Raw genomic sequence first — 19,777 nt, forward strand, 5'->3', positions numbered from 1 at the left:
GGCATCAGCCCCGTTTGATCGCGTCAAGAGGTTTCGTCGTCTTCAATTGCTTGTGAATGAGTTGCCGTTCGATCTGGTACAAAATGACATTCGGGTCCGGGGTCTGATCGCCGGAGACCGCAGGCGCGGCGCTCGCCGCCGCGCTTTTCGTCTTGTTGGCGCTTTGCTGTTCCAGCATCCGCGCCACGCCGATGCCGCCGGCATCGGCCATCTTCTTGGCCACCGCCTCCGCCATCATGGATTTCCAGTAATCACCGGCAATGCCCTTGCCGAACACGGCCTGGTTGTCGCCGGTAAACATGGATTCGACAAAGGACTGCAGCATGAACGACTCGAATTTCTTGTAGGCGGGGTTCGGCGCGCCCGGCGCGCTGGTGCTGCCGATGGAAACCGTTGGTGTCCCGGCCTGCTGGATGGACGCGAATGTCTCGCGCGACAGCCGTGTCTGGGCTTCGACGCGCGCCGCAGCAAGGCTGCGAAGCTTCTCGACCGACGCCTGCAGGGTTGCCGGATCGGCTGCATTGGCAACATCCAGCACCAGATCGGAAGGTGGATTAATGGCCATCGGTCACTGTCCCATCGTGTTTCATGCTTCGTACCTTACCGCGCCAAACTTACGGGAGGCTTGTGCCGCCAACGATTGTATGGATGACATATTCCTCGATTTCCTCGGCAGCAGCAGCCCGTTCCATCGCCTGCTCCAGCTGGCGCAGGCGGCCGCACAGAATATCGATGGTGCGCGACACCGCCAAAAGATCGCGCTTTTCCCGCACCATCCGTTCGGACAGGCCCGCCTGCTTCGCCTTGTTGGTTTCCAGCCGTTTCATGACGAGATCGGGCGGGACGATCCCCGCGCCATTCTCGAAGCGGTCGTTCTGCATCCTGAACAATGCCGTATTCTCTTCCGCGATGGCCGAGGACTGCGCATTCAGGCGCGCCAGCGCCATCTCGTGCCGGGCCTTGGTCAGCCGCTGCAGTTTGATCATTCCGCGCAGGGATTGGCGCGAACCCGGCCTGGTGCTCATGTCAGAAGTTCCGTAGGTAAGTGCCGGCCTCGCTGGTGAAGAAGCGCAGGAGATCCGGCATGCTGAAATAGAGAAGCATCAAGCCTCCGGCGAGAACGAACGGCATGGAGATGAAGTAGACGGGAATGGTCGGCGTCAGCTTGTTGATCAGCCCGACCGCAATATTCACCACAATGGCGAAGACAATGAACGGCGCGGCGATGCGGATGGTGCTGAAGAAGGCCTTGGACAGCGTATCGGTGAGGTTGACCATAGCGGTCGCGGGCTGAAATACCCCATCCACCGGAATGGCCGAATAGGATGAAAGCAGGGCGCGCAGCACCTCGAGATGCAGATCCATCACGAAGAACATGAGCAGCGCCGACAGGGTGACGATGGTGGCGATGGCCGCCTGCGGCTCCTCCGATTCGATGCCCGCCCCCGGCGCGCCGGAATAGCCCGTCGCCATGGCGATGGTGTTGGCCATGAACTGCAGGGCCCAGAAATACATGCGCGCCAGGATGCCGATCAGCGCGCCCACGACGGCTTCGATAAGGATGATGCGCATCAGCACCAGCGGCGCGGCATTGGCCACGGGCGCCATCTGCTTGAACACCAGCGGCACCACCATCAGCGAACAGGTCAGGGCAAGAAACAGCCTTATCTGCATGGGAATGCGCGGGCTGGAAATGCCCGGCATGATCAGAAGGCACGAGCCGACGCGGGCGAACACCAGAAAGGCGGCGATCACCATGTCGCTGAGCGCCAGGTTCTGCAGCATCGATCAAGGCCTCACGAGATCGTGCCGAGCGAACGCACTTCGACGCCACGGGCAATCTCCACATGGGACAGCACGGACAGCGTGGCGAACAGCCGCTCGATGATCATGCGGATGTAGGGGCGCGCTTCCGGCGACGCGACGAGCACGAAGCGCTCGCCCGCGTCCAGATGCTTGCGGATGGCGGTGCTGGCTTCGGTGCCGAACTGTTCGAGCAGGCGCGGGTCGATGTCGAACTCGACGATTTCGCCCTTGGCATCGCGCTTGAGGCTCTGGTGGAAAACCATGTCCCAGCGGTTGCCGAGGCGCAGCACGCTGAGCACGCCATTGTCCGCCAGATCGCCGCAGATCTGCTGCGACATGCGCATGCGCACATGCTCGACGATCATTTCCGCACGGCGGATATGCGGCGCGACTTCCGCGATGGCTTCCAGGATCAGGTTGAGATTGCGGATCGACACACGCTCCGACAGCAGCAGCTTGAGCACGGCCTGCAGGCCGGAATAGGACAGGTGCACGGGGCAGATATCGTCAAGCAGCTTGCGGTATTCCGGGCCGAGCCGGTCGAGCAGCGCGCGCATGTCCTTGTAGGACAGAAGCTGCGCCAGATTGTTGCGGACGATCTCGCTCAGGTGCGTCAGCAGCACCGAGAGATTGTCGACGGTCATGTAGTTGTCGCGCTTCAGATCGGCGGCAAAGGTTTCCGGCACCGAATAGGCCTTCATGCCAAAGGCGGGTTCGCGCACCTCTTCGCCCGGAATTTCGGGAATGGGCCGGTCGCCCGGGATGACCAGGATTTCACCGACGCGCAGCTCCTGCGAGACCACAACAGTGCCGTGGATCTTGATGCGGTACACCTTCGGCGGGATGAGGAAATCATCGGTGACCTTGATCTCGGGAACCACGAAGCCGTATTCGGTGGCGAACTTCTTGCGCATCTTGTTGACGCGGTGCGCCAGCTCCAGCTGCGAGGCCATCAGGCGGGTCGACAGCTGCTTGCCGAGGCACAGCTCGATCTGCGCGGTTTCGAGCGAGGCGCGGACGGAATTGCGATCCTCGTCCTCCGCCTCTTTCTTCCTCTGGTTCTGCTCGGCCACGGCTGCTGCTGCCACCCGAGCGATCTTGCGCGGAACGGCAATGCCGATGGCGACAAGGCCAAGGGCGAGAACGAAGAAGGGAAAGGAAGGCAGACCCGGCAGCACACCCAGCACGAACAGCAGCAGGGCGGCAACGAACAGAGCCTTGGGATAGGCGCCGAGCTGGCCGAAGACGGCCTTGTCGGTGGAGCCGCGCGTGCCGCCCTTGGACACCAGCAGGCCCGCCGCCAGCGAGACGATAAGCGCCGGAATCTGCGTGACCAGACCGTCACCGACGGAAAGCTTGGTGAAGACGTCGGCCGCCTGGCTGACTTCCATGCCGTGGCGGGTGACGCCGATGATGATGCCGCCGAAAATATTCACGGCGGTGATGATGAGGCCGGCGATGGCATCGCCGCGCACGAATTTCGACGCACCGTCCATCGAGCCAAAAAAGGCGCTTTCCTCTTCCAGCTCGCGGCGGCGGTGCTGCGCTTCCTTTTCGTCGATCAGGCCGGAGGAAAGATCCGCATCGATTGCCATCTGCTTGCCGGGAATGGCATCGAGCGTGAACCGCGCGCCGACTTCCGCGATGCGCGTGGCGCCCTTGGTGATGACGAGGAAATTGACGATGATCAGGATGGCAAAGACCACGAGGCCGATGACGAAGTCGCCGCCCATGACGAACTGGGAGAAACCGTGGATCACCTGCCCGGCGGCGGCATAGCCTTCATCGCCGTGGGTGAGGATGACGCGGGTTGTCGCGATGTTGAGCGACAGGCGCATCATGGTGGCAATCAGCAGGACCGTCGGAAACGCCGAGAAATCGAGCGGGCGCTGGATCCACAGGGACACCATGAGAATGAGAACCGAGAGCGCAATGGAAAAGGCCAGGCCGATATCGAGCACCATCGGCGAGACGGGCAGAAAGAGCACGGTCAGAATGATGACGATGCCAAGCGCCAGCCCGACATCGCTGCCGGTCAGATAGCCCTTGTCGCCCAGTTTCTTTACGGCAGCCTGTTGCACAGCATTCTCCTATGATCACAGCAAGCATAGGGAGCGAAGCTTACGCGAAGCCAAAGCGGCCACGTCGACCGGTTGCCACGCCCGCAATTGCGTCTGGCCATTGAGAAGGTGGGAAAGACGGGCGGTCCCTGGAACGCGGGTCTTGGGTATTCTGGTATGCTATGCTTGCGATCCTGGGGACCACCCGCCCCGGCAACCGGTTTCGCTCAATGCGGCATCATTGAACGCTCCCTCTCCGGCCGCACAGGTTTTCTTCCCTGCGAGGCCGAAGCGCCGGTCCTTTCCCGACTTTCGAAAGTTTCCGGAAGCATTCCCGCCGGAAAGGACAGGGATGAGAATAATGCGGGTCGGGATGTGGTGGATAAGTTGGCGTGATTTTTTGTGATGAGGGATGCGTTGCATAGCTGTCGCGCGCCCTTCGACAAGCTCAGGATGAGGGAGGTTGCATTTTTGCAGAGCGCTGGATTCCCTCATGGTGAGCCTGTCGAACCACGCACCAAAGACTCAAAAGCCCTTTTCGATCCGCGAATAGGTGAGCAGGGTCAGCGTGTTGATCTGCGAGCCGACGAAGGGGGCGGTCAGCGCAAGTACGGCAAGAATGACGATGATCTTCGGCACGAAGGTCAGCGTGACTTCCTGGATTTGGGTCAGGGCCTGAAACAGGGCAATGATGACGCCCGCCAGCATGGCGGCGCCCACGGCCGGACCGGCGGCGACAATCACCGTCCAGATCGCCTGGTTGACGATGTCGAGCGCATCGGCCTCATTCATGGTCGGCGGCGGGCGGTCAACTGATGACGATGCCGGCGGTGATCGGCAGTGTGGCCCCGCCCTTGAGCGTGGCGATCATGCCGTCGCTGTAGATCTTGACCGATTCCACCACGCCGGTGACCTTGCCGTCGGCGCTGGTGACGGTCTTGCCGATAATGCCATCCGCCTGGGAAAGCGAGGCGCTGGCAAGAATCTGGTCGAGCTTCTTGTTCATCAGCGTCGCCTGCTCGACATTGGAGAACTGCGCGAGCTGCGCGACGTATTGCGTGCCGTCCATCGGCTGTGTCGGGTCCTGGTTCTTCATCTGCGCGACGAGCAGCTTCAGGAAGGACTGGTAGTCGACGCTCGGTCCGCCGGTCTTGGACGTGTCCGGTGTATTGCCGGTTGATGATCCTATGGGAGGTGTGGTGGTCATGCGATTGCCTCCGGCCGGTTTGGCTGATCCGAATGGGTGGGATGAATGGTTTCAAGCTCGCCGGAGAGGATTTGCGCCTCCAGCGGATAGAGCAGCCGTATGGCCTTGAGCGCCTCGAACACCCGGTCGTTGCAAACGATCTCGTCGATCAGCTTCAGCTCCTTGAGCATCAGCGGATTTTCGAAGGTGGCCAAAAGGTTTGCCAGCATGCGCTTGAAGGTGATGCTGGCTTCATGCCTGATCAGCGGATTGATCAGCATGATCTGTGCGGCGTAATAGAGCTGGCGCAGCGGTGTCGTCGTCTCGTCCGCCTGCAGGACGTGGCTCTCGAGCAGGAACGTCACATCGTTGAGAAACTCGAGGGAAACCTTGCGGTCAGCACAAAGGATAGCACCGTTGATATAGACTTTCTCGCCGGCGCGCAGGGTTATTTTCATGGTGTTCAGATCCCGTCCCGAATGGTTCTGGTGATCTCGATAATGCCGTCATAGTCGGTCGACCGGCCCTGGCGGATCTCTTCAAGCTCCTTGAGGATATAGATGCCGATCGAGATCAGCGACGCCCGCAATTGCGGCGGCAGGCCGTTTTCCGGGCTGCCGAGATCTTCGATCACGATCACCCACAGGCGCGAGGTGAAATGCACCGCTTCGATGCCCTTGAAGGAATAGGCGCCCTCGTCGCGCGCTTCCTCCAGCATCATGATCGACTGGTCGAACAGCGAGCGTTCGCGCTCCTTGGCGCTGGCAGCGCCGTCATCCATGATGTCGTTGTATCGGGCCTGGTACATATGTTTTTCCGGTATCGGCGCAGACGGGCGTGGCAACCGCGCCCGCTACAGCTATTTCAGGTAGTTGAGCAGGCTCAGGCTCTGCAGCTTGACGGTCAGGGCGTAGGAAGCCTGGATCTGGTTTGAGAGGGCATTCACGCGGTTCGCCGCTTCATAGGGATCGACAGCCTCCAGATCGAGAACGGAGCTGTTGAGCACCTTGATCTGCACGGTCAGGCGATCGGTCGCATCCTTGGTCCGCGCCTGGGCATCACCCAGAAACGCCTGTGCGCCGGTCAGCGAGGTGACGGCCTGGGTTGTCGTGGAGATCGCCTTGTCCATGACCGCATCGAAAGCGCCCTGGTTCAAGCCGATATTGCTCAGTTCGGCAACCATGGTGTAGCTCAACGCCATCTGCCGGAACCCGGCATTGTTGGCACTGACCGAGGTCTCGGCCAGCTCCGTCGGCGCGATCCGGCTTTTGACGACGGTGTCTGACGCGGACGACCAGTTGCTGGACCACGAGCCGGCGCTGAACTGGGCGGTCATCGTGGTGTCGAGGAAGGTCTTCATCTGATCGGCGGTGATGTTCTTCACCTGCGGATCGGTCATGGGAAAGCCGAACTGCGTCTGGAAAGCCGTCTGGATGGCTGCGCGCGCCGGACTGCCGGCGGCGTAGTAGTCGTCCATCGGCTGCACGTCCGTGTTCACGCCGGCAAAGACATACTCGCCATTGTAGTTGGTGTTGGCGAGGCCCGTCATGGTCTGCAGACCGCTTTTCGCCTTGTCCAGGGCAACCGAATGACCGTCGGACGAACCGCGCAGCGCGGTCACGGTGCCGAGAAAATCCGTCGCGCCCTTGACCATATTGCCAAGCGCATTCTGCGATGTCGTCATGCGCTGGCCGATCAGATTGTTCGTTTCGGTCAGAACCGTCAACCGGTCGAACTCCTTGCGCAGGGAGATGGACTGGCCTGTCCGGCTGCCGAGCGCGAGACCGGTATCGGACACGAATCCGGTGGTCGACTCTTCCTTTGCCTTGATCAGGTCGGCCTGCGCCTTGGCCAGGATATTCCGGGTGGAATTGGCCAGCATGTAAGATGAAATCGATTGGGTTTTCATCGTTATTTCACCGCGTTCATGAGTTCGTTCAACATGGCATCCACGGCGGAGAGAATCCGGGCCGACGCCTGATAGGAGTGTTCAAGCTGCAGCATCGACTGCATCTCGACATCGATGTTCACACCCGACGCATTGGAGATCGCGTCTTCGGCCCGCGATGCCAGCACGCCGTTATAGGTATTGGTCTCCGTGGCAGCCTTGCGCTTGGTTTCAAGCGAACTGATCGAGGCGGCGGAATAGTCCAGGAGGTTCTTCTGGCCGGTGATGCCGGCATTCGCATCGTAGCTGCGCGGCGCATTGATGGCGCCGATCAGCCCCTGCAGGCGGGATGAAAAGCCAGCCGACCCCGAAGTGTTCTGCACATAATCCGGATTGGCCGGGTTGGTGCCGCCGTCACGCAGGAGCGTCGGGCTGCCGCCTTCCGACTGGATATAGGCCGAGGAAACCTTGATGGTCCCGGCAATGCCGGGCGATATCGTTCCGTCCGCAGGCATGGCCGGCGCGCCGGAATAGGTGAAAAGACCCGGAACGTCCGGCAGGGTCGGCGGCGTCTTCTGGTCTTTTTCGGCAAACATGCTGACAAGACTGCGCGCGATCTCGTCGAGCTGGTTCTGGTAGGCAGGCGCGGTCTGGTCGCGCAGCTGCAGCAGGCCGCTCAGCCGTCCCGTCCCGTAGGGCTGCTGGAACGTATCGTGCGACAGCGGCACGCCGTCCACATAGACCTGGTTGCCGGTGGTTCCCGCAGCAAATGCAGCGGTCGGCGTGAAGCTGACCTTGCGGGGCGATCCTTCGAACAGGGTGACCCCGGACTCGGCGAAAATCACGACATCATTGTCGCCGCGCACCATCGTCGTGATGCCGATCTCACCGGAAATTTCCTTCAGCAGGCCATCGCGCTGATCGAGGAAATCCGACACATCGGCGCCCGAGCGGGTTCCGTTGACCACCCGGTTGTTGATGGTTTCGAACTTTGCCAGCAGCGCGTTCAGATTGCTGACGGAATCCTTGATGTCGTTGTCGGCATCCTGGCGCAGCTTCTGGATGTCGCTTGTTCCCTTGTTCAGGGCATTGGCCAGGTTGACGGCCTTGGACACCGCCGCTTCACCAACGGAGTTATTGCCCGGCTGCGATGCGTAGAGCTGCAGGGAATCGCGCAGGTCGCCCAGAAGAGCGCTCGGCGAACCGGATGCGTTGTTGGCGGAGTAAATGCCGGAAAGCCTGTCAAGGCCGCTCTTCAGCGTCGAGGACGAGCCGTACTGGCTGTTCGTCTCGATGTATTTGGACAGGAGCGCATCGTCGGCCGAGCGGCTGACGGACAGATAGGTCGATCCGTTGGGGCCGCTGACAACGGAGCCGATGCGGCGCGTAAAATTGGGATCGTTGGCACCCGCAAGATTGCGGGATACCAACGCTGTCTGTTTCGACGTCGTCGTCAGAGCACTCTGAGCGGTAAGGAGCGCCGAGCTTAGTGACATGCCTTAGGTCCAATCAACATTTGCGATGCTACCTCTTCAGATTGACCAGCACGTCCATCAAATCCGCACCGGTCTGGAAGACCTTGGAATTGGCCGTGTAGCTTCTCTGCGCCTCAATCATCTCAGTCAGTTCCTGCGCGATATCCGCGTTCGATTCTTCCAACGCGCCGGATGTCAGTGTTCCGAAGCTGCCCTTGCCGGGCCGGCCGAACTGCACATCGCCGGAGTTGGCGCTGGTCGCAAACACATTGCCGGACAGGACAAGCAGGTTGTCGGGGCTGGGAACGTCAGCCAGAGCGATCTGGTAGATGGCGCGCTGCGCGCCATTCTTGTAGCGGGCAACGACGGTGCCGTCTGCCGCGATATCGACGTTCTCGATCGGGCTCGGGGTGCTGCCGTCGATCTTCGCCTCGATCGGCGTGTAATCGCCTGCCAGCTGCTTGGTGGCCGACATGTCGATCTCGAGCATCTGGCCGTTGGGGATCTGCACCGAAAGGGATTTGTCGGCCGACGTCATCTTGCCGGTTGCGCCATCGAAATTGAAGCTTTCGCTGGCCAGGGGCGCCTTCGAATAGGGGAAGCCGCCGCTGGCCGCCGCATCGGCCTTGTTGTAAACCGTGGCCTCCCACGTGGCGTTCTTGGTGACCGGATCTTCACCTGTCTTGGTGAAGTAAACATCGAGAACCACCAGATTGCCGAGATTGTCAAAACTCTGCAGCGATGTCTTGGCGGTGTATTTTGCCGTCCCGGCGGCATTGGCGGCCGCATTGGACGGAAGGTCGGCGGCAGCGACAACGGCGGAGCCCGCCGGCAGGTTGGCCGTGAACGTGCCCTTGCGGCTTGGATCGGCGACAAGATCGTTCTGCTTGACGTTGATCTTCTCGAGCCCCTGGTAGCCATTGATGACCGAATTGGTCTGGCCGTTCACGATCGGATTGCCCATGAGATAGTAGCCGGCCGCATTGACCAGATTGCCCTGCGCATCCGGCACGAACGAACCGGCGCGTGTCAGGTATGGCGTGCCGCTGCTGTCATTGACCACGAAGAACCCGTTGCCCTTGAGCGCAAGGTCTGTCGATGAGGTGGTGAAGCGCAGCGAACCATCGTCGGAAATATGGTGACGCACAACCGTTTCGACGCCGCCGGAATTGTAGGAGCCGCCCGAGCTTGGCAGAACCAGCGAGGCAAACTGGGTGCTGGCGCGCTTGTAGCCGGTGGTGCTGGAATTGGCGATGTTGTCGGACACGGTCGACAGGCGATTTGACTGGGCGTTCATGCCCGATACACCCGTCCGCATCATTCCATAGAGGCTCATTTCCGTCTCCTTGCGCGATGATTCCGTTGCGAATCGTAACCTGACGATGCTTGCGTGAACCTGACGCCTTGAATGTTTCGAGAACTTGCTGAACGCCCCGCCGGCGGCGGAGCGGTGAAGGCTCAATCGAGATTGATGCAGTAACCGAGGAACCGCTTGGAATCGATCGGATCGTGGCCGAGCTGCTCACGCAGCTTCTTGCGCAGCTTGCTGATGTGGCTCTCGACCACGCTTTCCTCGACCTCACTGTCGAAAATGCCGTAGATCGCGCTGAATATCTGCGCCTTGTTCAGGCGCCGCCCGCGGTTGGCGATCAGATATTCCAGGATGCGGCGTTCACGCCGCGGCAGCGAAAACTCGACGCCGTTGACCTGCGGATCGCGGCCGTCCGAGAAGACGCGGATCGGACCGACCTGCGTGCCCGTATCGCCGTTGCCGTAGCGCCGGCGGATCGCGTTGATGCGGGCGAGAATTTCCCGCACATGCATCGGCTTGCGCACCACGTCGTCAACACCGGCCTGGAAGAGTTCAAGCGTGTGTTCGAGCGACTGCGTTTCGTTGACCGCAATGACCGGCGCCGAGCAGCGCTCACGAATCTTGTGGGGAAACTGGCTGCGGTTCGCACATTCCCCTATCAGAAACGCCTCAACCGCCATAATGTCGCTCTGCTGGACGGTCGAAACCCAGTCACCGAAATCATCGGGAGCGAACCCTGTTGTTGTAATGCCCTCGCGGGCGAACCACGCCGAATACCCACTCGTCACCAGACTTCGTTCGTCGACGACTACAATCACGGCCCCACCTTCCGAATCAGTAAAAACCCCACACAACACACACCTAGCGGGGTCGATGACTCGCCGACAATCCCCAACTAATTGACCGCAATTAATTGGGAGTCTGAAATGGGGAGTCCGAAGGGGAAACGGGAGGGAAACGCGATGCGACTCGCATGGCTGAATGTCTACTGGTCATACCTTAACGAAAGATGACCGCGTCAACAAATTCACGTTTTATTACCGATCATTAACACCCTCACTTATCGCAGAACATTCGCGCCTTTTGCGTCCAGTTTCCGAAGCCCGAAGCCACCATGTTTTCCATGACCCGGCAGACATACTGCTTCTGTGCCGGATTGTTGTTGGGACCCGCATGGTAGCGTGCCACGGCCATGGTCCAGTTGCCTTCGCGTGCCCGGAGCTGTTTGAGAAAGCGCGCGGCGTAATCGACATTGGTTGCCGGGTCCAGCATTGCCCCCACGGAGGGAAAGGCGCTGGCGTGAAAATAGTGATTGATCTGCATGCAACCGAGATCGATGAGCTTGGCTCCCTGGCCATGCGCTTCGTTGAATTTCATCACGGCCGCCGCAGCTGACGGCATGAAAACCGCTTTGCCTTCGATGTTCATGGCGTAGGGCTGCAGCGAGTCCTTGCGCCCGGTTTCGGTCAGCCCAACCGCATAGAGAATGCCGATCGGGATGTCGTACTTGCTCGACGCCCGGTGCATTTCGCGCTCGCAGAGATTGTCGGCGCGCGCAGCGTGCGCGGTCAGCAGACTGCTACACGACCAGACCGCGAGACACAGTGCGATCAGCCATGGCTTTGGCAGTCTTGTCATCGCTTTCATCGCGTCTGCTGTCTCCAAAATGCTGCTGCCCGGACGAGCGGTCGCCCTGCGTTCCCTGCGAGCCGGTGTTGGCCTGTCCCCGGCTCCCGGCCGGCTGGTCCTGGCCGGTCATGGCCTGCTGGCCGGGTTGCGTGCTTGCCACGGCCCCACTGCGATCGATCACGGAAATGGTGACGGCGGATGCATCATCGGCAACACCGGCGCGCTGCAGGGCCTTGCCCAAGGCTTCGTGGTCGCGCGCGAGGTGCTCGGCTGCTGCCCTGCTTTCCGCCATGAGCTGGATATGCATGCCTTCGCCGGTCAGACGCAGGCGGGCCGTGACCGTACCGAGTTCGACCGGCTGCAACTGGATCACCAGCGTTCGGGCCGCACTGGTGCTGTGATCCGAGATGATCTGGACATCCGCGATGGCGGGGCGGCTCTGCGGCGCTGCCGGCGCCGCCTCGGCAAGTGTTGTCAGGGTGACGCGCGGCTCGGCGGCGGGGGCCGGCTGGGCAACCGGAGCCGGGGTGCTGATGGCGGGCGGCGGCGCCTGTTCTGGCGCCTGCTTTGCACTGACGCGGGCCTTGGGCGCATCGGCCGCCGCTGCTTCGGCAGGCTGCGGCTGCGGGCCATCGGCCCTGTCCGGCTGAGCCTTGGTATCAGGATTGGCAGCGGTCTTCACAGCCGGCTTGTCAGCCCCATCGGCAGCGGATTTCCTGTCGGCCAGAGACGCAGGCGCAGGCGGTTCGTCCTGACCATTTCCGCCGGTATCGAGCGCCGTCTCCCCGTCGGTCAGGGCATTGGCGTCCAGCGCCCGCAGCGGCTTGTTCTCGCGTCCCGGCTGACCGCCACCGGCCGATGCCTGCCGGTCAAGCAGCTGTTCCAGCGCGAGGATGGACTGGCCGAACATGGCCTGCACGGACGGGCCCGTGCTTGCCTGCTCATCGTCCGCTTCAACCGCCGGTTCGTCATCCATCGCGGCGACGTCATCCGGCGCGATCCCGTCGCCCGCCTCTGACGGCAGGCGCAGCGGCTTTGCCTCCAGCATGGACTTGAAGTCAACCGCGTCGTCCTTGCCCTTGGCGGCTTTCCTGTCGGGCAGGCGGTTTCCCTTGCCTGTCTCCCCGACAATGGCGTCCTTGAGTGATCTGAGCGGCATATCCGGTCCGATGGTCATTTCCTGGCCTTCCCTAGAAGCGCATCGATTGCGTCAAGCTTCTTGCGTGTTTCATCGATCATCGGATCAACCGCGATGGCCGGTTTGGGTGCACCGGTCTTTGCCCTGGCGTCCGTTGGTGCGGCACCAGCTCTCACGACGGATCGCTGCGGCGTTTCCGCAACATCCGCGGATGGCTGCTCGAGGATTTTACCCCCCATCGCCGCCGCTGCTTCCAGCAGTTTGACATCGCGTTCATGCAGGCGGTCGCGCGGCAATTCCGAGAGCATTTTCATCGCATCGTCGGTCTTTTCCGTACCGACATTGCTGATCCCGAGATAGAGCCGTGCCTGCGTGTCATCCGCCTTGAGCGACTGGGCCAGCGCTTCGGCTTTTTCCGACATGAATCGGGCGCGCTGCATGTCGCCGCCAACGATCGCACCGCGGGCTATGCGCAGGTAAAAGGGCATGCGGGCTCCGGTCCAGGCCAGCGACGCCATTTCCTCGATCTCGTCATTGCTGATCTTGGCCTTGAGGACCATGACCGCATCGACCAGCTGGCGGAAGAAGTCCTCCGAATAGGGTGAAAGGGCAAAGCGCTGCAGATAATTGCGGGCCAGCAGCCTGACCTTGTCCTTGTCGCCCAGATTGGCGGCCATCATCAGGCCGCGCCGCAGGGCAGCCTCTTCCAGCAGGGTTCCCGGCGCCGTCAAGCGGATATAATCCAGGCGCTTCAGCGCTGTCGGTACATCGATGGCGGCGAGCTGTGCTGCCGTCACCAGCGAGATGGAAGCGATCAGTTCGCTCGGCACATCCGGCGGCAGCTCCTCGCTGAAGTTTTCAACAATGCCAAGCGGATTGCCGTCCGCATAGGCCAGCGAACCGGCGACCAGCTTGGGACTGATGCCATCCAGTTTCGTCGTGGTGAGGATGGTGCGCACGACCTGCGGATTGCCGCCATTCAGGAGATAGATGAGAATGGCGTAGGCGTTGGCCGGCTTTTGCCAGACGTCCGGATTGGCCGCCTGGAGCTGCGCTGCAATATGGCCCAGCACCCGGTTGAGCATGGGCAGGGCTTCCGGCTTGCCGGAGGCCACCTGATCCTGCAGCATGCGCATGGAGCGCACCAGCAGATAGGGTTCCGGCGACAGCATGTCGGCCCGGGCCATGCCAAGAGGCAGGCTCATAAAACCGATCAGCAGCCATCGCAGACGGGAGCCCCACATCATCTCTTGGCCGTTTTCAAAAAGATGTCGATACGCCGGTTCTGAGCCGCGTAGGGATCGGCCGGCACCTTGGGATCGCGGTCGGCATAGCCTTCCACGCGCAGGATGCGCTTGGCATCGAGGCCGCCGCGCGTCAGCATGTAATAGGCCATGTGCGCGCGCGCCGACGACAACCGCCAGTTGTCATAGGTATCGCTCTTGAAGGGGCGTGCGTCGGTGTGGCCGCTGATGATGACGTCGCCCTTGCGCGTCGCGATGATCTTGGCGATCTGCTCGAGAACCTGCACCACCCGCTTGTCCGGCTTTGCCGATCCGATGGCGAACATGCCGTAGTCGACCTTGTCGGTCAGCTGGATCAGGACACCCTCGTCGGTGGGCACCACGGTGATGTCAGGCGCCTTTTCATCGGCGGCAGTGCTGGTCTTCTTGGAAATTTCCGAGGCAAGCTCGCGCGCCGAAGCAAGCTGCGCCGAATCCGGCTGCTTGTCGCCCTTCGCCGGATCAACGGTTACGCTGGCGTCGGCGGGCTTGACTGCCGCCTTTTCCAGCTTCTGCTGGTTCGCCTGCTGGGCGGCACTGGCCGTATCCATCGGCTTTGCATCGGGCGTCTGCGCCTGCGCACCGGCCTTGTCTTCAACGCCCGCGGCCCGCTTTTCCAGCTGTTCCTGCGAGGGCGGCGGCACGGCGGGACTGTCGGTCAGCGGAAAGAGATCATCCTCCACGTGGGTCGACCAATAATTGGGATTGAAGGGATCACGATAGGCGTCGCCGCCCTGCGCGCCCGTGGATGGGCCGGCATTGTTGGACCCGCCGTCACCCTTGGCAGACCGGTTCTGCAACACGCCGGAATCCGTAGCGATTTCCGCAAGCACCGCATAGGGGTCCTTGAACATCTGCCGCTCTTCCGTCTCCGGCTTGGCTTGCAGTTCCTTTTCGTTGCGCGCGCTCTTGGTTTCCGCATCGGTCGAATTGGGGCGCTCGAAGCGAACCTTGCCTTCCTGATTGTCCGTGGCTTCAATGCCCTTCGGCCGCGCCTGCCGGTCCATCAGCTTGACCGGATTGAAATAGCTGGCAACGGCCGCCTTGGTTTCCTCATTGGCGGCATTGATCAGCCACATGACCAGGAAGAAAGCCATCATCGCGGTCATGAAATCCGCATAGGCGATCTTCCAGACGCCGCCATGGTGGCTGTCTTCGCCGTCATTGCGGCCGCGCCGGACAATGACGATTTCGCGGCGGGTTTCCGGGTCGATATTCATCGGGTCGTATCCTTCACCGCATCAATCAGGTGACCAAGCCGCGTTTCGACAACCACGTCGTCGAGTTTCATCGACAGTTCCGGTTGATCGGACCGGGTGAACGTGAAGCGCATGAGATCAATCCCCGGGCGATTGCGCAAAGCATCGATGAGGTGCGGCGGCCCGGAAATGTCGATCATCACGCCCTCCAGGCCCTGTGTCAGCCGCTCGATTTCCCCGACAAAGCCGGTAACAGCGCGCTCACGCAGATTCTTTTCAACCAAGGGGGAAAGAACGGTTGCAAGACTGCTCGACAGTCCCGCCGATATGACCGCCAGCCCCGCTTCAACCTGATCGTACAGGCGGGTTCCGATCCGATCCATGAAATCCGCTTCCGCCGCCGCCAGTTGTTCCTGAAAATCCCGCTCCAGCCGCAGTTTTTCCGCATCGAAAAGCACGGAGGCCTCCGCCTGCCCCTCGGCGCGGCCGAGCTCGAAGGTTTCCTTGATCTTCAGCTCGATATCGATGAGATCGACAACATCTTCGGGAACCGCATCATCCACCAATGTTTCAACGCGCTCACGCGTCGCGGCGGCAAAAACCGTCACCCGGTTATCGGGCACATGTTTCGGCGTGAAGTCGGTGAGCATACTGGCAATCGATCGGGCCATATCAAGCTGCCTCGTGAACCCATTGTTTCAGGATCGCCGCCACGCGCTCTTCATCCATATCGATCATCTGTTCCAGCCGGTTCTGCGCGGGAACGCGCATGCGCCGCCGCAGCTCGCTCAGGTCGTCATAGGGCAGGCTCTGGTCGGCATTGGCGGCCAGCGCCGGTTGCGGCCGCGATGCGGCGGTGAAATCGGGAACAGCCACGTCCGTACCGGCCGCCAGCTGCAGCGCATCCTGCGGCTTGGTCATTTCGCGCATCAGCGGGCGAACGCCGAACCACAGGATCAGACCCACGGCGACGATCAGTGCAGCGGCATTGACGAAGCTGCCCGCCTGCCGCGACATCGTTTCCGACAGCGGCGTGGCGGCCGGCTGCAGCTGATCGTCGGTTGCTTCCATGAAGTTCAGCGCGGTCACGTTGATGACGTCCCCACGTTTCTGGTCGAGGCCGGCCGCGGTTGCCACCAATTGGGTGATCTTGGCGATCTGCTGTTCGACGAATTTGTCCGGAACCGGCGTGACGCCTGCGGTTGCCAGCAACCGCGCCTGGTCGATGACGACGGCGATCGACAGGCGCTTGATCTGATAGCTGTCGCTGACCGTCGAGATCGTCTTGGAATTGACCTCGTAATTGGTCAGCTCTTCGCGCTTGTCGGTCTTTTCGGTCGAGCTGTCGCCGTTCTTGCTCTGAATTTCTTCCTGCGGGATGTTCTGTTCCACACCGGTCGCGTTGTCGCTCTTCGAGTTCTTCGAATCGCCGCTTTCGCGCACGACACGCACGGACCGCTCAACCTTTGATTCCGGGTCGAACACGGTCTCGTTGGTCTGGCGCTTGTCCGTATCGAGCGCCACCTGGACGCTTGTCTGGAAATGGCCGATGCCGAGATAGGGTGCAAGCGCCTTGCGGATGTTGTCATCGACCGAGGCCGAAACATTCTGCTCCAGCGTCGCCGACATGACGGCACCGGCATTCGAGCCATCATCCTTGGATGCCAGGAGCCGCCCGTTCGTATCGAGCACGGTGACTTCGGAGGCAGTCAGCTGCGGCACGGCGGCTGCGACAAGCTGGCGGATCGACTGCGCCGACTCCATCGAGAACCCGCCTTCGGTGCGGATCACCACGGAAGCGGAAGGTGCCTGATCGCCGCGGCGGAAACTGCCCTTTTCCGGCAGAACAATATGCACGCGGGCGGCCTTGATGCCGCGGATCGCCTGGATTGTCCGGGAGATTTCGCCTTCCAGCGCCCGTACCCGGGTGATTTCCTGCATGAACGAGGTAAGGCCCAGCGAGCCCATATTGTCGAAGAGCTCGTAACCGGCATTGTTGCTGGTCGGCAGCCCCTTCTCGGCCAGATACATGCGGGCCTGGTCCGCCTTGCCGAACGGGACGAGCACGGAGGTGCCGTCGGCCTTCACATCGAACGGTATGCCCGCTTCGCCGAGGGCCATGCCCATGCGGTTGACGTCGTCGCGGCTGAGACCGACATACAGCGTCTCATATTGCGGGCGGTTGAGATAAATGCTGGAGACAAGGATGGTGGCGAACAGGGTGACGCCGACGAGGGCGAGCCCGATGAGCCGCCGCGCGCCAAGCTTTTTCATGGCACCCAGAAACTGCTCCAGAGACTGTCTGATATTCTTTTCCATCAATGCCCACCACGCTTGCGTCGTCCGACCATAGAGGCCGAAGCTTGCGCGAAGTTAGAGCGTGCTGCGAAGTGGAAAAGAAAAAGGCCACGCACGAGGCGTGGCCCAATTCAGTATCGATCCCGAGGGATCGTCATCCTTAGCGGAACAGCTGCTGGATGGTCTGGTTGCTTGCATTGGCAATCGACAGCGCCTGAACGCCGAGCTGCTGCTGAACCTGCAGAGCCGACAGACGAGCCGATTCCTTGTTCATGTCAGCGTCGACCAGCGTGCCGATACCACGATCAACGGCATCCGAAAGCGCGCTGATGAACGACTTCTGGCTGTCGATACGGGTCTTGGCAGCACCGAGCTGCGAAGCACCGGAAGCCAGGCCCTTGGCAGCAGCTTCGATACCGGTCAGCATGCCGTCAATCGCCGTGTTGTCGACGCCTGCAGCCGAAACGTCGATCGTCAGGATCGAGGTCTGCGTTGTGACAGGTGCGGCTGCGGCGTTGGTAACAGCAAACTGCTTGTCGAGAATGCCGGTCTTCGTTGCAGCGGTGCCGCCCGTGTCGATAAGACGGGTATTGGCAAGCGCAACGTCGATCGAGCCGGTCGTTACGACGCCGGTCGAGCTGCGGCTGTAGGAAGCGATCGTGCTGAAGTTTGCCGTTGCAGGAGCAGCGTCGACAGCCTGGTCGGTGGTGAGCAGGTTGGAACCGGCGTAGGAAGCGCCTGCGTTTTCCTTCAGGGCGCCGATAGCCGAGTTGATCAGCAGCTGGTTCTTGGCGCGGTCTTCAGCGCTGGCATTCTTGGAAGCCAGAACCAGGTTCTTGATGGTGTTTACCGAATCAATGGCCTTGTTCATTGCGGAATAGGCAGTATCGATCTTGGAGCTGCCGAGACCGAGAGCGTCCTGGATAACCGAGTTGGCACCATTGTCCGAACGCATCGTGGTAGCGATCGACCAGTAAGCGGCGTTGTCGGAAGCTTCGGAGATCTTCAGGCCCGTTGCAATGCGGTTCTGAGTGGTGGCAAGGTTTTTGCCGGTTGCAGTAAGTGTCTGAAGCGCGGTCATTGCTGACGCGTTGGTAAGAATGCTGGCCATGGAAAAAGCCCCTATAAAAGATACATGTGATGGGGACATGTCGGATCAGAACCGACCTAACAGAGCGGCATGATGCCTGTAACCGAAGCGGTCACCTGTTATGACGAGCAGGAGTACGCCAGAATTGTTACGGTTTCAATAACGGCCAGGATTAATTTTCATCATGGTTACGAAAACGATCGTATCAAACTGCCGACCAGAATATTCCAGCCGTCGATCAGCACGAAGAACAGGATCTTGAACGGCAGCGACAACACGGTCGGCGGCAGCATCATCATGCCCATGGACATGGTGAGCGTCGCGACGATCAGGTCGATGACCAGGAACGGCAGGACGATGAGAAAGCCGATCTCGAAACCGCGGCGCAGCTCGGAAATCATGAAGGCGGGCACGAGGATACGCATATCAATGGCCTCGTTGGCCTTGGTGCGGAAGGATTCGTCCGCCAGATCCTCGAACAGCCGCAAATCCTTGTCGCGCACCTGCCGCAGCATGAATTCACGGAACGGCGACATGATCTCGCGGATCGCCACATCCTGGGTGATCTGGTTGTTCACCAGCGGCTGCACGCCATTCTGCCATGCCCGGTCGAAGACCGGCGCCATGACATAGAAGGTCATGAACAGCGCAAGGCTGATCATCACGAGATTGGCCGGCGTTGTCTGCAGGCCGAGGCCCGAGCGCAGCATGGAGAAGGCAATGGCGAAGCGGGTAAAACTCGTCGCCATGATCAGGATGCCCGGCGCGATGGAAAGCACCGTCAGCACCGCCAGCATCTGGATGATCTGGCCGCTGGTCGACGCGCTGCCCTGCGGGATCAGCCCGTCCAGGAGCGAGGGCGTCTGGGCCATGGCGGTTCCGCCGAGTACAAGCAGCAGCAGGGGTGTCAGAAGACGCCGTTTCATTCCATCACCAATGCCCAGATGTACACTTTCTCGATCTTGCCCTCGGAGCGCATCCGCGCCCTCTCCTGCAGATCCATGCGCAGATATTCCAGCCCCGCCGCCCCGCGCAGCTGCATGAGATTGACGGTGCGCAGGAAGGCCATGAAGTCGCCGGCAACGGTTGCAGCCATTTCATCGGATATTTTCTCGCCGGGCTTGGCCACGATGCCCGCTTCCAGCCTGATCCAGACATCCTGCGGGATTTTCACGTTGGTCAGGATCGGTTTGAGCGCCACGACATTGCCGGATGGCAGGTCGGTACCGGCGGGGCGCGTCTTCTCGCCCGCCCCGGCGGCCTGACCGGCCGGCACGCTCAGGCCGAGCTGTGTTCCAAGAAACCAGCCGCCCGCCGCAGCGACGAGCGTGAGGACCGCCACCGCAGCAATGACCGCCACGCTGGATGGTGCTTTCGGGGCGGGTGTCGTGTCTTCGGCGAGCGTGCTCATAT

The 19,777-nt window shown here is 61.1% G+C and carries 21 protein-coding genes; all 21 read right to left on the reverse strand.

Going from position 1 to position 19,777, the window contains the following annotated elements; translation table 11 throughout:
* Nucleotides 1–4: 4 nt before the first annotated feature.
* The 21 genes from ACZ5FP_RS21020 to ACZ5FP_RS21120 all read right to left on the reverse strand — a co-directional run bounded on the left by ACZ5FP_RS21020 (nucleotide 5) and on the right by ACZ5FP_RS21120 (nucleotide 19,775).
* The gene (locus tag ACZ5FP_RS21020; protein WP_464664417.1) at nucleotides 5–565 is read right to left on the reverse strand and encodes a rod-binding protein; all 561 of its coding nucleotides are present in this window, start codon (nucleotides 563–565) and stop codon (nucleotides 5–7) included.
* A gap of 49 nt (nucleotides 566–614) precedes the next feature.
* Nucleotides 615–1,025, reverse strand: a complete 411-nt coding sequence (locus tag ACZ5FP_RS21025; RefSeq protein ID WP_464664418.1) for a hypothetical protein — start codon at nucleotides 1,023–1,025, stop codon at nucleotides 615–617.
* A gap of 1 nt (nucleotide 1,026) precedes the next feature.
* Entirely contained in the window at nucleotides 1,027–1,785 is a 759-nt protein-coding gene (gene fliR / locus ACZ5FP_RS21030) for a flagellar biosynthetic protein FliR (protein ID WP_223615458.1), read from the reverse strand.
* An 11-nt stretch (nucleotides 1,786–1,796) separates the two neighbouring features.
* Complete coding sequence (gene flhA, locus ACZ5FP_RS21035; RefSeq protein WP_464664419.1) at nucleotides 1,797–3,887, reverse strand: flagellar biosynthesis protein FlhA; 2,091 nt, start codon at nucleotides 3,885–3,887, stop codon at nucleotides 1,797–1,799.
* Between the two features lie 504 nt (nucleotides 3,888–4,391).
* Nucleotides 4,392–4,658, reverse strand: a complete 267-nt coding sequence (locus tag ACZ5FP_RS21040) for a flagellar biosynthetic protein FliQ (RefSeq protein WP_105735188.1) — start codon at nucleotides 4,656–4,658, stop codon at nucleotides 4,392–4,394.
* A 16-nt stretch (nucleotides 4,659–4,674) separates the two neighbouring features.
* Nucleotides 4,675–5,073, reverse strand: a complete 399-nt coding sequence (flgD, locus tag ACZ5FP_RS21045) for a flagellar hook assembly protein FlgD (protein ID WP_464664420.1) — start codon at nucleotides 5,071–5,073, stop codon at nucleotides 4,675–4,677.
* Entirely contained in the window at nucleotides 5,070–5,510 is a 441-nt protein-coding gene (flbT, locus tag ACZ5FP_RS21050; protein WP_464664421.1) for a flagellar biosynthesis repressor FlbT, read from the reverse strand. Before flbT ends, flgD begins: the two co-directional genes overlap by 4 nt.
* Nucleotides 5,511–5,515: 5 nt before the next feature.
* Entirely contained in the window at nucleotides 5,516–5,860 is a 345-nt protein-coding gene (flaF, locus tag ACZ5FP_RS21055; protein WP_223615462.1) for a flagellar biosynthesis regulator FlaF, read from the reverse strand.
* Nucleotides 5,861–5,911: 51 nt separating this feature from the next.
* Nucleotides 5,912–6,961: a flagellar hook-associated family protein gene (locus tag ACZ5FP_RS21060; RefSeq protein ID WP_464664422.1), complete on the reverse strand. Its 1,050-nt coding sequence runs from the start codon at nucleotides 6,959–6,961 to the stop codon at nucleotides 5,912–5,914.
* A 2-nt stretch (nucleotides 6,962–6,963) separates the two neighbouring features.
* Nucleotides 6,964–8,436, reverse strand: coding sequence for a flagellar hook-associated protein FlgK (gene flgK / locus ACZ5FP_RS21065; protein ID WP_464664423.1), 1,473 nt, complete (start codon nucleotides 8,434–8,436; stop codon nucleotides 6,964–6,966).
* Nucleotides 8,437–8,464: 28 nt separating this feature from the next.
* A complete protein-coding gene (locus ACZ5FP_RS21070) occupies nucleotides 8,465–9,751 on the reverse strand; it encodes a flagellar hook protein FlgE (RefSeq protein ID WP_464664424.1) in 1,287 nt (428 codons plus the stop codon).
* Nucleotides 9,752–9,873: 122 nt separating this feature from the next.
* Nucleotides 9,874–10,545 (reverse strand): flagellar transcriptional regulator FtcR, encoded by a 672-nt coding sequence (gene ftcR, locus ACZ5FP_RS21075; protein ID WP_105735195.1) that lies wholly within the window; start codon nucleotides 10,543–10,545, stop codon nucleotides 9,874–9,876.
* A gap of 238 nt (nucleotides 10,546–10,783) precedes the next feature.
* On the reverse strand, nucleotides 10,784–11,254 hold the full coding sequence (locus ACZ5FP_RS21080; protein ID WP_223615515.1) for a transglycosylase SLT domain-containing protein: 471 nt from the start codon (nucleotides 11,252–11,254) through the stop codon (nucleotides 10,784–10,786).
* Between the two features lie 52 nt (nucleotides 11,255–11,306).
* Entirely contained in the window at nucleotides 11,307–12,533 is a 1,227-nt protein-coding gene (gene fliK / locus ACZ5FP_RS21085) for a flagellar hook-length control protein FliK (protein ID WP_464664425.1), read from the reverse strand.
* On the reverse strand, nucleotides 12,530–13,699 hold the full coding sequence (locus ACZ5FP_RS21090; RefSeq protein ID WP_464664426.1) for a chemotaxis protein: 1,170 nt from the start codon (nucleotides 13,697–13,699) through the stop codon (nucleotides 12,530–12,532). The genes fliK and ACZ5FP_RS21090 overlap by 4 nt, the downstream gene beginning before the upstream one ends.
* Nucleotides 13,700–13,737: 38 nt before the next feature.
* On the reverse strand, nucleotides 13,738–14,997 hold the full coding sequence (locus ACZ5FP_RS21095) for a MotB family protein (RefSeq protein WP_464664427.1): 1,260 nt from the start codon (nucleotides 14,995–14,997) through the stop codon (nucleotides 13,738–13,740).
* Complete coding sequence (locus ACZ5FP_RS21100) at nucleotides 14,994–15,647, reverse strand: hypothetical protein (protein ID WP_464664428.1); 654 nt, start codon at nucleotides 15,645–15,647, stop codon at nucleotides 14,994–14,996. The genes ACZ5FP_RS21095 and ACZ5FP_RS21100 overlap by 4 nt, the downstream gene beginning before the upstream one ends.
* 1 nt (nucleotide 15,648) lies before the next feature.
* A complete protein-coding gene (gene fliF, locus ACZ5FP_RS21105; RefSeq protein ID WP_464664429.1) occupies nucleotides 15,649–17,295 on the reverse strand; it encodes a flagellar basal-body MS-ring/collar protein FliF in 1,647 nt (548 codons plus the stop codon).
* A 139-nt stretch (nucleotides 17,296–17,434) separates the two neighbouring features.
* A complete protein-coding gene (locus ACZ5FP_RS21110) occupies nucleotides 17,435–18,385 on the reverse strand; it encodes a flagellin N-terminal helical domain-containing protein (protein ID WP_223615471.1) in 951 nt (316 codons plus the stop codon).
* A gap of 167 nt (nucleotides 18,386–18,552) precedes the next feature.
* Nucleotides 18,553–19,290: a flagellar type III secretion system pore protein FliP gene (gene fliP / locus ACZ5FP_RS21115; RefSeq protein WP_346307959.1), complete on the reverse strand. Its 738-nt coding sequence runs from the start codon at nucleotides 19,288–19,290 to the stop codon at nucleotides 18,553–18,555.
* Entirely contained in the window at nucleotides 19,287–19,775 is a 489-nt protein-coding gene (locus ACZ5FP_RS21120; RefSeq protein ID WP_288193890.1) for a flagellar basal body-associated FliL family protein, read from the reverse strand. Before ACZ5FP_RS21120 ends, fliP begins: the two co-directional genes overlap by 4 nt.
* Nucleotides 19,776–19,777: the final 2 nt, after the last annotated feature.

It is taken from the genome of Phyllobacterium sp. T2-21, from assembly GCF_055378485.1.